Genomic DNA, 16,954 nt, shown 5'->3' with positions numbered 1-16,954 from the left:
GCTAGTGGTTCTAAATTTCACTTTTCATTTCTCTACCTATCAATTCTAGCTTTAATCAAGAAATCTGTCAACTAAGGTTGTACTACCAGCTGTGAGCTATATATTATAGTATGAAGTTTCTTATTACAAGTCCCCCTGGAGAATTTTATACTTTATCTTGGTATAAATCCTATTTTCTTTTGCATTTTCCTTAGTGTCTTATTAGCCACATAGTTAGCTTTTTCCGAACCCTTTTTATAAATTTCTTCTAAATAAGCTTTTTTCCCTATGTATTCCTTAATCTTTATCTGTATAGGTTCAAGTTCTGCAACTATTGCTTCTGCTACATCTTTTTTAAATTGAGCATAACCTAATCCTTCATATTTTTCTTCTATTTCACCTATAGAAATACCAGTTATAGCCATTAATATAGTCATTAAGTTCTTAACGCCTAATTGTTCGTCGTTATACTTAACAACCCCTAAGCTATCTGTAACTGATCTGTTTACTTTCTTTCTTATAACTTCCGGTGGGTCCATTATTAAAATGAATCCATTAACATTCTCTCCTGATTTAGACATTTTTTTAGTTGGTTCTTGTAGATCCATTACCTTAGCCCCCGATTTACCTATATATGGTTCAGGTATTACAAAGGTATCACTATAGGTTTTATTGAATCTTTCAGCTATATCCCTGGCAATTTCAAGATGCTGAGTTTGATCTTTTCCTACAGGCACTAAATTAGTTTGATATAATAAAATATCTGATGCCATTAGCACCGGATATGTCAATAATCCTGCTCCTACACTCTCACTGTTTTTAGATTTTTCTTTGTATTGAGTCATTCTGCTTAATTCTCCCATGTAAGTAGAACAAGTTAAAAGCCAAGCAGCTTCACTATGTGCGGATACATGTGATTGAATAAACATAGTATTTTTCTCAGGATCAATACCTGAAGCTATGTAAATAGCCAACATTTCTAAGGTTCTTCTTCTCAAATCCTTTGGTTCTTGCTTTACTGTAATCGCGTGTAAATCCACCACACAAAAATAGCATTCATATTCTTCTTGTAATTTAACCCAATTTTTTATAGCTCCTAAATAATTTCCTAGTGTTAAGTCGCCCGAAGGTTGAATCCCACTAAATATCACCTTTTTATTTTCTTCCAAAATAATCATCTCCTATAATAATAATAATAATAATAATAATAATAATAATAATAATAATAAATGAAAATCATATATTGATCCGAATGCTAATTCTTGTTCATATGCTTTCTAATCAATATCTTATTTTTTCATTATTCTAAATGTGCTAAATACAAAAAAAGCCCTATGGATAAATCCATAGGGCGTATATACACGGTACCACCTAACACTTACAAGCTACATTAAAGCTTCTACTTAAACAGATACACTTGTATATCCTACCTTTATAACGTAAGGCTTACGTCAAGGACTACTGCATTTCATCCCGAGTCTTAGAGATCCATTCAATTTAAACATAGTTATCGTAATTCCACCATCAACGACTCTCTGTGAATCTGTTTTTAAATTTACTTACTTCTCATCAAAGACTATAACATTATAAGTTATTTAAATTATATTATGCCTATTCACTTAAATTGTCAATAATAATTTTAAATTTTATGCTTTCCAAAGTCCGTGTAAATTACAGTATTCTCTTACGAATACCACTTTTTCTTCTAACTTAAATTCTGCTTCTGGTTTATCACCTAGTTTTAAGTATTTTCTGTACACCTTATTTTCTGTGTGTACTTCAATAAATTCAATATGATGTTCTTCAAGCATTGGGTGCTCAACTGCTCCAACCTTAACCCTAATTCCACCTTCTATTTTTTCAATTACGGGAACATGTTTTTCAGCTGCTGCATCCTGAGTATTTTCTACTTTAAGTGTCATTGGTTTTCCACAACATACTAAAGTTCCGCCAGCGTTATGAACAACTTCAACTATATTTCCACATACATCGCATTTGTAAATTTGTCTTAATTCAGTCATTTTTATTCCTCCTTTAAATTTGAAAATCTATAAAATACTTATTATATTTTTTCAATTTATAACCGTTATCTATTGATAGTAATTAGATATATATTATTCTACATTTGTTTGAAAATTACCTCTTTTTTTTGAATTTTATTTACATATGTATTTTATGCTAATTTAATTCATTATATGCACCAATATAATTTAACGACATTTCAGAAGAAAAGTATCCCATTTCTATAAGTGGGAGTATAATTCGCCTTCTGAAGTCGTCAATTTATCTTCTTAGAAGCTATGCATCTTCTGTGAAGCTGTTGCAGCTCCGCAGGAGATGATTTAACTAATATTACCTTCATTTTTTTCTCTCTTTCGTGGAATACTATATAATACAATATAATATAAAAGGAGGTATGAACATGACTAAGGACCTTAAGAAGCAAACAAAAGTATATGCACCCTACGATAGAGATTTTTATGAATTAGAAGAGAAGGAGATAAGATCTTACTCTGAAAATGATTCTACTATGCTACCAAACCCAGTAACTGATCCTATAGTTTCTATGAATATATCCAATGTTGAATTTGACTATACCTATAATGGTGGCCAAGAAATTCCAGATACAGAAGACTAACTTGTTTTAAAGCTATAAAAACAGATGACTTCTTATTAGAAGTCACCTGTTTTTTTATATTATAACTTCAACTTTATGCACTCCATCAATAAATGGAACCAATCCATCTTCGCATAAATTACCATCAAGCCAAATTCCTTTGTTTCCCTGGCGCTTAACCTCAATCACATATTCGAATTTATCTTTTTTATATATAATCTCATACTGTGGCCATTCCTCTGGCACACAAGGTTCAATGGTAAACCCTTTTCCCTCCTTTAGTTTAAACCCTAAAATCGCCTCTATTCCCGTTCTATACATCCACCCTGAGGTTCCAGTATACCAACTCCACCCTCCGCGTCCTACATGAGGTTCTTTTCCATAAACATCAGCAGTCATTACGTAAGGCTCAGTTTTATATCTTTCACACTGAGGCAGTGTTTTTGTATGATTAATAGGGTTTATCATATTATAGAGCTTTGCCGCCATGTCACCTTTGTAAAGTTTAGCAAAGGCAAGAATTACCCAAGTTGCAGCGTGTGTATATTGTCCACCATTCTCTCTAACTCCCGGCACATAGCCTTTTATATAACCTGGCTCCAAAGTAGATTTATTAAAAGGAGGAGTTAAAAGCAAAATCATTCCATTATCTTCTTTTATTAAATAATGCTCTAATGACTTCATAGCCTCCTCTGCCCTTTCTTTATCTGCAGCTCCTGATATAACTGCCCATGATTGAGATAGGGAATCTATCTTACACTCCTCATTTTGAGATGATCCTAGTGGCGTGCCGTCATCAAAATATGCTCTCCTATACCAATTACCATCCCATGCGTTTTCCTCTAGATTTATCCTTATATATTCTTGCATCTCCTTGTATTTCTTTATTCTTTCATCATCGTTTTTATATGTGCAAGCTTCAAAGAAATCTCCTAGTATATCATATAAGAACCAACCAAGCCATACGCTTTCACCTTTGCCCTTATTCCCAACGGTACTCATTCCATCATTCCAATCTCCACTACCCATTAGTGGAATGTTATGAGGACCGAATTTAAGGCTTTTATCTATAGCTTTTATGCAATGTTCATATATACTACCTGTAAAATCTGCCCTTCCAGAAATATTATATCTTTCATCTTCACCGTCTGTTAGTGGCGTATCCATTAAATACTGAGCTTGCTGATCAAGAATAGAAAAATCCCCTGTGTTTTTTATATAATCCATAGTGACATAAGGTAGCCATAATAAGTCATCGGAGAACCTTGTTCTTATACCACTATCTACAACCGGATGCCACCAATGTTGCACATCACCTTCAACAAATTGCCTTGAAGCACTGTATAGAATCTGTTTTTTAGTCATACTTGGCTCAATCATGCCTAGTGACATAACATCCTGAAGCTGATCTCTAAAGCCATAAGCTCCACCAGATTGGTAAAAAGCAGTTCTCGACCATAACCTGCACACTATAGTTTGGTACATTAGCCATCCATTAAGCATTAAGTCCATACTCTTATCCGGAGTCTTAACTTGCAACGTATGAAGTAATTTGTTCCAATAGTTCTTTACATTTTCGAGTTCAGTATCCACTCTCTTAAAATCTTCAAATTCGCCAATAGTTTTAGAAACATTTTCCAAATTTTCATTTCCACCAAGCATCGCTACTAATTCAATCTCCATATTAGGTTCTATATGAATTTTTGAAGTGACTGCAAGACATGGATCGAGTCCTGCTCCTACATTGTTTGAAAGTCTTACTCTCTTTAGTACCTCAGGTTCCTCTACACTTCCTCCTCTGCCTAAAAATTCACTTCTATTGCCAGTAAAGCTTTGTTGCCCGCCTCCAAATAATCTTAAGAAAGCATTTATTTTCCCAAAATGCTGACTATAACAATTTGTAGCATATATATATTCCTTCTCTTCATTCAAATGAGTAACAATATGCTGAGCAGTATGCTCTCGTACAACCCCCATCACAAGTTCTGCGTAGTAGGTTATACTTATATCTCTTGCTATATCACTATTATTTCTAAGTTTTATTTTGCATAGCTTAACGTTATGCGACCTAGGCACAAACATGGTTACTTCACCCATAATTCCAAAAGCTTCATGCTTGAAATTTGAATATCCAAAGCCATGCTCAATTAAGTATTCTCCACCATCCCTTATTGGTTTAGGTGTAATGCTCCACACATTGCCATAAGCATCATCTCGCAAATATATAGCTTCTGAGCATTCATCGCTTACCCAATCATTAGACCAATTAGTAATTTTATTTTCGCGGCTATTAAGGTACCATGTATAAGCTGATCCACATTCTGATACATGGAATCCAAAATCACCATTTGAAATTACATTTATCCAAGGTGCTGGTGTATTATTAAAATCCTTAAGTAGAATAGTATAGTTTTCACTTTCTACATTAAAGCCTCCTAAGTCATTAAAGTACTCTAACGGTTTCATATTAAACTTGTGCTCTTTCCATTTAAATTGATTTTCTACAATCTGTAATAATGGTTGTTTTTCTATTTTCTTTAAATTGTTCTGAATTTGAGATACTAACATTCCCTTGCGGGAATCTATAACTATTCTAGCTATAGCTATTAAAAGCTCTATATCCTCCTCCATAATAGTAGCCTTATTAAGTATAAAGAGCCCTCCAGGTTTATTTTCTTTATCTCTTAAATGACTACTGCACACAAAATCCTTAATATCAGTTTGTAAAGGCTGATCATATGAGGCTTTTTGAAGATTTATTATTACCAAATCAACTCTTAACCCTTTAAGGCTTAAGTATTCATGGGCATTTAAAAGTTGACGAACGAGATCTTTATCTTTGCTCTCACGAACTATAAGTAGAATTATAGGTAAATCTCCTGAAATACCATATCCCCAAAGCGTAAATTGTCCCTTCTTTACATTTTTTATATTTTCTTCTCTTTGTTTAAAAGTGGAATTTAAAAATAATATTTTAGAAGCCATTACTTGGTATAAATTTGCTTGGCTAGATTTTATACCTAGATATTTCATGTCTACCTGAGTTTGGCTCCACGCCAGTTCAAACACCGCATTTACATTGTGAAGTTCACTATATTTCTTAGCTAAACTTATTACTTCCACTTTACTATCAGCTATCGAAGTAGTGAAAGCTATAATGCACGTTTCACCAGGTTTTATATTTACTCTTCTCCTCATACTTACTATAGGGTCAAGCACCGCCCCTACAGTATTGGATAAAATTGAGTCTTGCTTCATTGCTATAGGGTGTATTGTATTTTCACCACGCCCTATGAAACTCTCTCTGCTAGTCTCATATTGAACAGTTCCTACGGTAGTTCCCTCCGTTGCAACAGTTTGCATAATCCAAGGTTGATTTTTACCCTTAGCCCTAGGTCTTCTCGTTGCCAGGATGCAGCTAGGATTATCTATATACTCTGTTTTTACAAATAGATTCCCAAAAGCTGGATGGACTATGTCTGCATCATAATGAGCTAGAGTTACTTCTAAATAGCTTGTTATTTCTAAACTTTTACTTACGGTACCATGATTTGTAATGGATAATCTTCTTACCTCTGAGTCATCCTCTGTAGACACAGTGATTTCCGTGCGAGTAGTAATATCACCATCGTCCCTTGTAAATTCAGCTTTGTCTAAGGCGAATGTTACCTCATAACTATTCCCTACCTTTTTACAAGGTTCATAAGCTGCACTGAAGTATTCATGTTCATCCATATCTTTGATATACACGAACATGCCTGTATTGTCCTTAGTGACATCTTCCCTCCATCTATAAATCATAGTTCTATCTCGCATAGCATACCCTGACCCACTATTAGAAATCATTAGCGAATAACTTCCATTAGAAATTAAATGTGTTTCTGGAGTTTCCGTTTTAGCTGTAATATATTTTCTAACTATAATCTTTTGTTTTCCTATAGTAGTTCCTGATATATTAAATTTATATTTTCTATCATATACCACTCTCTTAGAAATTTTCTCTTGAAGCAATAGCTCTGTAGCTTTGACCTTTGGCAAAGTATGAAATCTTTTTTGAAGAATATTATTTAATAATACATTGTCTATTGCCATTAAGCTCATACCTTCATGATGAATCATGAAGCACTTAATAATAGCCTTAGGTTCCTCTTTTAACATTCTGTTTTTAGTGTAATCTACCGCTTCATAAAAACCATAAGTTCCTTCTAATCCTTCCAAAGCAAGGCTCTTAAGATTATCATAAGATCCTCTAAAATCAGTTTGCAGTGCCATAACAGTAGCGTATGGCGCAATAACCAATTCATCTTCGAGTCCTGACTTGAGTCCTACTCCTGCTACCCCAAATGCCTTGTATTGGTAATTTGAATTTATGTCGAAATTATAAAATGCAGATTCAGATATTCCAAAAGGCACCCCTCTTTCATTACAATATTTCTTTTGTGCCCCAATTACAGCTTTATAAGTTTCATCTAGCATTGTTTCCGGATAATTTTTCATTATAAGTAGGGGCATCATATATTCAAACATGGTCCCACTCCAAGAAACTAATCCCTTACTTTTACCCATAAGAGTCATAGACCTACCAAGCTTAAACCAGTGTTTTTTAGGAACATCTCCTTTTGCTATGGCAACAAAGCTAGCCTGCCTTGACTCAGACGCAAGTAAATCGTAATAGCTCTTACCTAGACTATCATTCTCAACGTCATATCCAATTCTAAACAGTTCTCTTTCTTCATCATACAACATTTTAAAATCAGTAGCTTCTGCCATTGAATTTAGTCTTTCTTTTAAGCTCTCAATGCTACTAATAACCACTTGAGCTTTTTCTTTTGTATTTTGCAGTAAATCTTTTAATTTCTCTAAAGATTCATCACTTTTTGACATGCCATTTAACATATTTAATATGTTGGTGGTTTTTTCTGGAATACAATTTATTGCTGTGTTTTCGATTAAGCTTTTTAAAGAATTACTAATGTCTATATCAAAGTTTTTTTCATGGATAAACTCAAACCAAGGGAAAAATTCATTTATTTCCTCTAAGAACTTATCCACATCACCTTTGAGTTTTTTATTCCAATATGGCTCCTTGCCTTTTTGTACTTCCGTAACCCTTGATGCTAAATCTACAAGCACAGTTCTCCAAGAATAAAAATCTGTTTTGTCATTGCCTAAGGTGACAATCACTTCATGATATAATTCTTTCATTTCTTTGGATTCTTCTATTTCTTCACTAGCAAGCCTTATTGTGTCTTGCAAACCCTCCACTTGCACAAGATTAAATATTGGATTACACAAATATTCTTCTAGTGATTGAGAAACCAACCAGAGATAACCAACTAAGTTCCCGCTATCCACAGTGGACACATATCTAGGATAAAGTGGAGTTTTAGTTTTAGTATCATACCAATTATAAAAATGACCCTTATACGTAACCATGTCCTCAATTGAAGTCATAATTTTCTCTATTCTTTGTGTTACTTCCATTATGCCTATATACCCTAGATCATAGGCAACTATATTTGACGTTAATTCCATACCCATATTAGTGGGTGAAGTTCTCTGGGCTAATCCATTAGGCGGATCTTCTTGATAATTATCTGGTCCAAGCCAATTATTTTCGTCATTGACAAAATCCTCAAAATACGCCCAAGTTTTCCTACTTAATTTCCTTAAAAAGATCTTTTCTTCAACCATCATTTTAAAAGTTTCTAAACTTCTATCGCGACTTATAACATATGCAATTACAGGGCTTAAAAACCAAAGCACACAGGACGGTATACTAAGAAACCCAATACTCAAACTTGAATTAAATGCTAAAAATAAAATCAAAAGTGAAATTGCACTTTCAATCCACATAAAAGCTATGAAATTTTTAAGTTTTTTCCCTAGTTTCACCTCTACGTCTGCCGCTGTCTGCCACTCTAATAAATTTTTCTTGCTTACCATTATTCTATATAATGTTCTAATTATGGCATCCAACATCATATACGCTTGAAAAGGTATAAAACAAATAATCAAAAATATTTGTTCTATAGCCATAGACCCATTTTGAATTTTACCCGATAAACTTATACCTGCAGCAGGAGAAACTACAGCTTCGGATACATCAAAAAGTATAGGCGCTAAAACCGCAACAAATGCTGCGATAACCCATTTATCCGTCCCATCAGGCAATATTCCACCTAATGCAAGTATGAGCAAAATCGTAATGGAGGGTGCGAGTAAGCTCCTCCTTAAATTATCAAATATTTTCCATTTAGATATTTTATTTATTGGCGAATGTTTTGTAAGCCAAGGTAATAATTGCCAATCACCTCTAGTCCACCTGTGTAATCTCATACAACTAGAATTGTAATAAGCTGGGTATCCATCTATGAATTCCACATCAGTAACTAATGCAGTCCTAACATAGCAGCCCTCTAACAAGTCATGGCTTAATACAGTATTTTCAGGTATTTCATCTTTTAACATATAATTAAATACATCTACATTATAAATCCCTTTTCCAGTAAAAATCCCTTCCCCAAATAAATCCTGGTATACATCAGATACAGCAGTAGTATAAATATCTATACCCGTTTCCCCAGAAAATATCTTTGAAAATAGAGTTTTGTTTGCGCTAAGAATAGACACTCCTACTCTCGGTTGCATTAAACCGTAACCTCTATCCACTTTCTTTTTACTATTATTTATGACAGCATTGTTTAGTGGATGAGCCATAGCCCCTATAAGTTTTTTTGCAGAGTCCCTTGGAAGCTTCGTGTCCGCATCTAATGTAATAACATATTTAACCTTTCTAAGGTTCAGAGAATTGCTGCTTATTACATCGTAACTAGTATTCTCGTTACCTCTTAAAAACTCATTAAACTCCATAAGCTTTCCGCGTTTTCGTTCAAATCCAATCCACTTGTTTTCTTTTTCATTGTACTGTCTATGTCTATTTAGAAAGAAAAATATCTTTTTATCAGGCTTGCAATACTTTTTATTTAAACTTTCTATGGCTAAAAGCCCAACATTAACTATTGACTTATCTTCTACTTCCTCCTCAGTATCACTATCTTTAAAGTCCCCCAGTAATGCAAAAAACAAATTTTCCTGAGCATTGGCTAAATAGTATACTTCTAAATCATTTATTAATTCGACTACCCTACTAGGATTATTTAATAGTGTTGGAATTACTACAACCGTACTATATTTTTCTGGTATTACTTCTTTAAAATCCATTTTAGGAATAAAAGAAGGAGTACTCAGAACACTCACACTCCAATTGAAAATCGATATTACTATTTCGCTACAGGGTACTAATATAACAATTATGGCAAGACAATATCTCCATAAATCTTTGTTACTATCATTTAATAGGCTACTCGCAATAATTAGACATATTATTATCGTTGTAAATATAATAATAGTGCCTATATAAAAATTTTCTACATTCTTCTTTATGCTGTTTTTGAGCCTCTCTATACCAGTATTCTCATATCCTATTTTTCGCTTTAATTTATTTAGTCCCTTATCTATCAAATAATATCCAACATGTTGTTCATAGGTATTATTTTCTGAAAATTCACTTTCTTCGCAACATTCAATAGCTTTTTTTGCTATATATGATTCTGGAAGCTTTATATTTTTAGATATCCTTTCTATTTCGTGTCTATACTTATCTCTAGATTGAAAATCCATTTCTCTATAAATATGTGAAGGATCTTCTCTCAAAATACCCTCTACAGCACTTAGCTTTTCAAAATAATTTTCCCAATTTAAACCTTCAATAACCCTTATACTATTAATGGAATTTGCCATAGATATTTCAAAATTAGCTTCCATTTGATGCTCTAATACTATAATTTCTTCTAGGCTTGTTTCCTGCGCTCCAAGCCTTTCATCTATAAAATCATAAACCTCTTTAGAATCAATACCATTATCCCTTAACAATTTCAATAATCTTTCTGTAAAATGAGAATTGAATGTAAATTTTTCATTTTCTAATAAATATATCTCTTTGACAATTTTATCTTCATTAAAAGCATTGATTAACCGCTCTGCAACTTTTTCTGCTTCTTTTTTATCTTGCTTCGCTTTAACAATTTTTTCAGTTATCCTACTAATATTTTGAATTAATGCTATTCTTAACATTATAGGAATAGCCCAAAGTTCACCAGACGTCAGTACAGCACTCCTTTGATAGGCCCTAATAAAATTCTCAATAACTGTTTCATCCATCCTACCATCGGTGTGAGATGCTATTTCTATAGCAATATGATAAACTCTTGGATAGCCCTTCATGAAACCTTTGTATATCACCGGTAAGTCTTTATAATAATTTTGTGGCATGTTATATTTTATACTCTTATACTCCTTCTCTACCAAGTAAAGATTATCCAAAAGCCATTCAGAAGCAGGCAATACATCTTTTTTATTTTTTTCTTCTTTATCCATGCTATCATAGCCATTTAAAATCTTTTCATAACTTCTATCTAAATTACTAATAAGCTTTTTCTTACAATTAGTATTTTTCACATCAGCATAATGACGTGCCATTTCGAAAGCATGTTTCTCTAAATCTTCTCTATTCACATTTATGGTTGGAACATCTTTTAGTAAATTTTCCTCTTCATAATAATTCAGATTTTTTCTTATCACTATGTAGATTAAAATACTTATTACGGCTATTGCCCCTAATGTAGCATATGGCATTATAAACACCCTTTCAACACTTTTTGTTAATAATATTTGTAAAGTTTTAGACCTAGTTGAAATTATTATCTCCAACTAATTGTTTAATTATTAGCAAAAACAACAAAAAAAACTCACAATGAAACATTGTGAGTTCTTTTTAAATGTGCTTAAGTTATCTTTTTATTAAATTTTATAAAATTTTTCAAATGATTTCGTAACATAAGTATGGTCTATTACTCCGCCTAGTTCTCTTATAGAATGCATAGCTAGAGTTGGGCTTCCTATATCTACCGAGCGTATATTTAAATGAGTTGAAGATATTGGTCCTATAGTTGACCCACCACGTGCATCAGAACGATTAACAAATTTTTGCACCGGCACCCCTGCTTTTTCACAAACTAATTCATAAACTGCATCAGAGTTACTATCAGTTGTGTAGTTTTGATTAGCATTAATTTTTATAACTGGGCCTTTGTTCATATAAGGCTTATTTGTTGGGTCATTCTTTTCTGGACTATTAGGATGAACAGCATGTGCATTATCCGCTGATATCATAAAAGATTTAGAAATTGATCTTAAAAAATCCTCACGATTTTTATCTAAAGATATTGTAATACGCTCTAATATATTAACTAGCATATTTGAGTCCGCACCTTGCTTTGTTGAGCTTCCTACTTCTTCATTATCAAAACAAACCATTACATTTGTTGCCTCTGCGGCTGGCGCTATAGCTAGTGCTCTTATTCCTGCATGTACCATTGCTAAATCATCTAATCTTGAGCTTGATATAAATTCATTGTTTAACCCGATAATTGAACCCTTTTCGTATTCATAAAGGAATAAATCAAAATCTATAATTTGTTTATGATCTACAGATAATTCCTTTGCAATGGCACTCATAAGATAATTATCTTTTTCTAATTCGTTGCTCACCATTGAAAGTAGTGGCAATGTATCCTTTTGCTTATTTAGTTCAATTCCAGTGTTTATTTCTCTATTCATATGAATAGCTAAATTAGGAATTATCATTATAGGCTTTTTAATATTTACTAACTTAGTTTCTGGATATAGAATATTTTTGTCTCGCAAAGTTACCCGTCCAGCTATTGCAAGAGGCCTATCCATCCAAGTATTTAATATAGGTCCGCCATAAACCTCTGTGTTTAATCTTACATACGTATTATCTACTACCATTTCTGGTGCTGGTTTAATTCTAAATGTAGGCGAATCTGTATGAGCGCCAATAATTTTAAAGCCATTTTCTTCGATTTCTCCCTTTCCAACTACAAACGCAATTAGTGCGGAGTCATTTTTAGTCACAAAATATTTCCCGCTTTTTTTAAGGTTCCACTTTTCTTCTTCTTTAATTTCCACAAAGCCTTCTTTACATAAATCTTCTTTAACCTTTGCTACAGCATGATAAGATGTTGGACTATCATAAATAAAATCAATAAGATTTTGGGCAAATTCTAATTCCTTATTCATATATATTCCTCCAATGAGTGTTAAAGCACATAATTACTTTGCTTATCCCCTTCTCTATTATAACAATTTTTTTAATAAAATTTCTATAAAATCCAAATAAATGCTATAATTAATTATCGAATATATGTTTAAAATTAACTTTTTAAATTATACTATATAATCAGAGGTGAAAAATATGTTATCAAAATTTTTAATTTCAAAATTCGTAAAAAATTCGGAGGATGTTAATAATAAAAAAGTAAGAGAAGCTTATGGTTACCTAGGCGGCTTAGTTGGAATTATAGTGAACTTAGTTCTTTTTACTACAAAACTAATTATAGGAATAATATCAAATAGTATAGCAATTACTGCAGATGCCTTTAATAATCTTTCAGACGTTGCTTCTTCTGTTATTACAATTCTAGGTTTTAAACTAGCTAGTAAGCCACCAGACAAGGAGCATCCATTTGGTCACGGAAGGCTTGAATATATTTCCGGACTTATAGTTTCCTTTTTAGTAATACTAGTAGGTTTTGAATTTATTAAAACCTCTTTTGATAGAGTAATTCATCCCTCAAAAGTAATATTCAAACTTATACCCTTTGTATTAATATTAGCCTCTATAGGATTTAAACTTTGGATTAGTGGATTTAATAAGACCATGGGCAAGGCTATAAAATCTTCAGCCCTTGAAGCTTCTTCAACTGATGCATTAAGTGATGTTGTTAGTTCAAGCTGCGTTGCACTATCACTACTTCTGTCTATTTGGATCGACCTTCCCATAGATGGATACATAGGAATCCTTGTATCCTTTATCATAATATATGCTGGCTACAAGCTTATTCGCGAAACTATGAACCCGCTTCTTGGTGAAGCTCCTGATAAGGATTTAGTAAACGGCCTTAAGGAAAAACTGCTTACCTATGATCATATTACCGGTGCCCATGATTTAGTTATCCATAACTATGGTCCAGGTAGATGTATGGGTTCTATTCACGCTGAAGTTCCTTGTGATATTTCTATAGTTAAAATTCACGAAATTATCGACACAGCTGAAAAAGAAATTTCTGAAGAATTTAACATTTATCTAGTTATTCACATGGACCCTATAAATACAGATGATGAAGATGTTAATGCCTCTCGTTTGGAACTTTTAGATGTATTAAAGTCTTTTTCTATAATAAAATCAATTCATGACTTTAGAATTGTAGGCGAGGGCGAACATAAAAATCTTATTTTTGATGCTGTAATTGATTTTAACCCAAGCTTTACAGATGTTGATGGACTTAACCTAGAAGATGAAATCAATAAAGAACTAAAAAAATGCTACCCAAATTATAATGCCATAATGACCTTAGATAGAGATTATTTAGGAGTCCAATAAACTTAAAAAAGTATATATTACTACAGATGCATTCTCTTCGCTAAGAACTACTTCAATGCATTTTACGTAATATATACTTTTTTTGCGCATAAACACAAATTTATCTATGGTAGATAGCAACCATTGAGTTTTATAGAATCTTAGTTTATGTAAAAAAAAATTTCGTCAAACAACTTAGGAACATTCTATTCTAGTTAATGAACCCATTTTATTGATTCGTTATAAATGAATAGAACTAATAAGAAAACTCCATCTTAACAAATTCACCATATCCTATTAGTGTGTCTTTACTATAAGTATCAACAGTCTTAAAACCCGCCTTGTTATAACATTTAATTGCCCTTTCGTTAAAAGAGCGAACTTCTAAAATAATTTTTTTATTGCCATATCTACTCTTACATTCATTTTTTAATAACTCCATAAAATTATCACCAAATCCTTGTCCACATAAAGATGGTTTTAAGCCAACCCCAATCAAAACATAGTCATTATTATTTATAAATCTAATGTAGCCATATAAACTACCAACTTCATTAATAACAGAACCAAACTCATTTTGCCTTTTTGACTCTATTGCAATACCCCAATTTTGCCTAAGAATAACATCCCATTCCGGAAAATTATATATAGAATATTTACCCTCATATTTCCAATTACATATTTGTTTTGCATAATCCTCAGTCAAATTCTCTAATTTAAAATTCATTGTACAATCCGTTACGTAAACTTTATAAAACTCTATAACAACATTATATAAGTTTATATTTACTTCCTCATTCATCGTGTCCGATTTCATAGTCCCAAAGGATACTACTTTCGTTTGCTATAACACTCCAAAGGCTTAAATTTCCCTAATATCTTAGGGTACACAGTAGTTATTTTGTGTCTATAATCAGTTCTAATATTATCAAGACTCTTATGTAACTTTATAATATTCTTTTCAAGTTTTATAATATTGCTTGTTTTAACGTAACTTCCTCCTTTTTTATTTAGTTGGTATTTATTAGACACCTTACGTTGCAATCTACGTAATTTTTTTTCTACTTTCTTATCTTTTTGACTTTTATTAATATTTTTATATGGTTCTTCTTTATTTGAGCATATAGCTAAATCTTTAATTCCTAAATCTATCCCTATACTCTCGCCAGTTAACCCTACTGGTACTTGAATTGATTCTATACCTACTGAAATATAGCCCACAATAACTGATGGTATAAAAAATAATAAAGAATAGAATGCTGTATAATGCGTTCCACTATTACCATTAGACCATGGGATTAATCCTATAAATTTTAATATATTGTCTCCATAGCATACCTTATCTTCAAAAGAAGAAGCAAATAATATTCCCATAACATATAACAATAAAGAAATTGAACCTATCCCTATTTTTTTATTAACTTGTCTCAACCTTAGCACCCCCATGCAAATTATATTATCGTAGCTGTTAATGCATTATTTATGAGACATACGAACTAATTTAACTACAAATTATTCTTTAATCTCTATTGTTTTTTACAACTTTTCAATCCTTTAGAACCACTTATCGCACAAATAGCTACTACATATATTCTCACATCTCTTTACTCTGTTGGAAATATTTTTTGTTTTTTTTTGCAAAGCATGCTTGACATTTAATGCAAAGTACACTATGCTTAAAATGCAAAGCTAACATTGCAAAGGAGAGATGAGATGAAAACATGTATTCAGGAACTACGAAAAAAACATAAATTATCTCAAGAAGAACTAGCATTAGCAGTTGGTGTTACAAGGCAGACAATCACATCCCTAGAGTGCGAAAAATATACAGCATCACTTGTCCTTGCATACAAAATATCAAAATATTTCAATTTGAAAATTGAAGAAGTTTTTAATTTTTCAGAAGTGGGGGAATTATAAAATGGAAGAATATCGAAAAGTAATAAAGAAAAAAATAGGATTTATGTTAGGATTTAATGTGTTGGCAGCTGCCTTTATCACATTAATTGGAATCTCGGAAAATATGACAGCAATAATTAATGAACCTATTACTGATTTTATACATGGGTTCCAATTAGGTATCTTCATATTTTTGCAATTTGTCATGGTAATGTACATTATGAAATATGGAAAATCATTGAAAAACGAAGATAAATTAAAGAAACTGTATATAGTTGAACATGATGAAAGAACGACACTTATTAGAAATAAAATTGGTGGCGTAGGTTTTAACTTTTCCTTAGGCGTAATTGCAACTACCGCAATTATGGCTGGATTCTTTAATCAAATGGTTTTTGTCACTTTACTTGGTGTTCTAATTTTTATGTCACTCGTAAAAGGATTCTTAAAAGTATATTACAGAAATAAATTTTAGGAGGTAGATTCAGTATGAAGAGAGGAAATTATAATAAGTATTTAATCATTGCTAGCTTTTTTGGTTTCATCATATGTTTCATAGGACATTTCATTCATTTGCCCTGTATTATTGTGGGTTTCTGCTTTGGTGCTTGCATAGCATTCTCTACCATTGGTTTATATGCTTTAAATCATGATATAAGTAAATTAAAAAACTTTAAAAGGAACCTTATCAGAAGAATTGCGAATAATTAACCGAATATTGTGTATTTTACTAATAGAGGAAGCATAAGGCTTAAACACAGCCTTATGCTTATCTTTTATATTCAAATAAGCAATTTCTTTTAATTTTATTTACATTCATTATTTTGATAAACAAACTAAACTATTGACTACTTATTTTTAAATTTTAGCAATATTACATATTTAACTAACTAATATAAAATACTAAGAAAGGTAATAAAAATTGTATAATATAATCAGATAATTCTAAATTA

General features: G+C 32.0%; 11 protein-coding genes. 5 read left to right on the top strand and 6 right to left on the bottom strand.

What is annotated here, in order from left to right; translation table 11 throughout:
- Nucleotides 1-152: 152 nt before the first annotated feature.
- Both trpS and KTC92_RS16035 read right to left on the bottom strand, forming a co-directional pair.
- Complete coding sequence (trpS, locus tag KTC92_RS16040) at nucleotides 153-1,148, bottom strand: tryptophan--tRNA ligase (RefSeq protein WP_216301856.1); 996 nt, start codon at nucleotides 1,146-1,148, stop codon at nucleotides 153-155.
- 477 nt (nucleotides 1,149-1,625) lie between these two features.
- Complete coding sequence (locus KTC92_RS16035) at nucleotides 1,626-2,000, bottom strand: desulfoferrodoxin (protein WP_216301855.1); 375 nt, start codon at nucleotides 1,998-2,000, stop codon at nucleotides 1,626-1,628.
- A gap of 401 nt (nucleotides 2,001-2,401) precedes the next feature.
- On the opposite strand from KTC92_RS16035, the gene KTC92_RS16030 reads away from it, so the two are divergent.
- Nucleotides 2,402-2,617: a hypothetical protein gene (locus KTC92_RS16030; protein WP_216301854.1), complete on the top strand. Its 216-nt coding sequence runs from the start codon at nucleotides 2,402-2,404 to the stop codon at nucleotides 2,615-2,617.
- A 54-nt stretch (nucleotides 2,618-2,671) separates the two neighbouring features.
- Here the strand turns inward: KTC92_RS16030 and KTC92_RS16025 are convergent, their stop codons facing one another.
- Both KTC92_RS16025 and KTC92_RS16020 read right to left on the bottom strand, forming a co-directional pair.
- Nucleotides 2,672-11,293 (bottom strand): GH36-type glycosyl hydrolase domain-containing protein, encoded by an 8,622-nt coding sequence (locus tag KTC92_RS16025; protein WP_220286109.1) that lies wholly within the window; start codon nucleotides 11,291-11,293, stop codon nucleotides 2,672-2,674.
- A 165-nt stretch (nucleotides 11,294-11,458) separates the two neighbouring features.
- Complete coding sequence (locus KTC92_RS16020; RefSeq protein WP_220286110.1) at nucleotides 11,459-12,760, bottom strand: M18 family aminopeptidase; 1,302 nt, start codon at nucleotides 12,758-12,760, stop codon at nucleotides 11,459-11,461.
- 175 nt (nucleotides 12,761-12,935) lie between these two features.
- Between KTC92_RS16020 and KTC92_RS16015 the strand changes: the two genes are divergently transcribed.
- Nucleotides 12,936-14,123, top strand: a complete 1,188-nt coding sequence (locus KTC92_RS16015) for a cation diffusion facilitator family transporter (protein WP_220286111.1) — start codon at nucleotides 12,936-12,938, stop codon at nucleotides 14,121-14,123.
- 235 nt (nucleotides 14,124-14,358) lie between these two features.
- Here KTC92_RS16015 and KTC92_RS16010 read toward each other — a convergent pair whose 3' ends face one another.
- Together KTC92_RS16010 and KTC92_RS16005 are read right to left on the bottom strand one after the other, a co-directional pair.
- On the bottom strand, nucleotides 14,359-14,919 hold the full coding sequence (locus KTC92_RS16010; RefSeq protein ID WP_258280627.1) for a GNAT family N-acetyltransferase: 561 nt from the start codon (nucleotides 14,917-14,919) through the stop codon (nucleotides 14,359-14,361).
- 14 nt (nucleotides 14,920-14,933) lie between these two features.
- Nucleotides 14,934-15,533: a transposase gene (locus KTC92_RS16005; protein ID WP_220286112.1), complete on the bottom strand. Its 600-nt coding sequence runs from the start codon at nucleotides 15,531-15,533 to the stop codon at nucleotides 14,934-14,936.
- 282 nt (nucleotides 15,534-15,815) lie between these two features.
- Here KTC92_RS16005 and KTC92_RS16000 point away from each other — a divergent pair, with 282 nt between their 5' ends.
- From KTC92_RS16000 to KTC92_RS15990, 3 genes are read left to right on the top strand one after another with little or no spacing between them, the layout of a single operon-like run.
- Nucleotides 15,816-16,022: a helix-turn-helix transcriptional regulator gene (locus KTC92_RS16000; protein WP_216301849.1), complete on the top strand. Its 207-nt coding sequence runs from the start codon at nucleotides 15,816-15,818 to the stop codon at nucleotides 16,020-16,022.
- Between the two features lies 1 nt (nucleotide 16,023).
- A complete protein-coding gene (locus KTC92_RS15995) occupies nucleotides 16,024-16,476 on the top strand; it encodes a hypothetical protein (RefSeq protein WP_216301848.1) in 453 nt (150 codons plus the stop codon).
- A gap of 14 nt (nucleotides 16,477-16,490) precedes the next feature.
- Nucleotides 16,491-16,712: a hypothetical protein gene (locus KTC92_RS15990; RefSeq protein ID WP_216301847.1), complete on the top strand. Its 222-nt coding sequence runs from the start codon at nucleotides 16,491-16,493 to the stop codon at nucleotides 16,710-16,712.
- The last annotated feature ends 242 nt before the right edge of the window (nucleotides 16,713-16,954 follow it).

This window comes from Clostridium sp. CM027, from assembly GCF_024730565.1.
Classification (GTDB): Bacteria; Bacillota; Clostridia; order Clostridiales; family Clostridiaceae; genus Clostridium_AD; species Clostridium_AD estertheticum_B.
The sequence above is the reverse complement of the archived record's forward strand: the minus strand, read 5'-3'. Positions and strand labels throughout refer to the sequence as shown.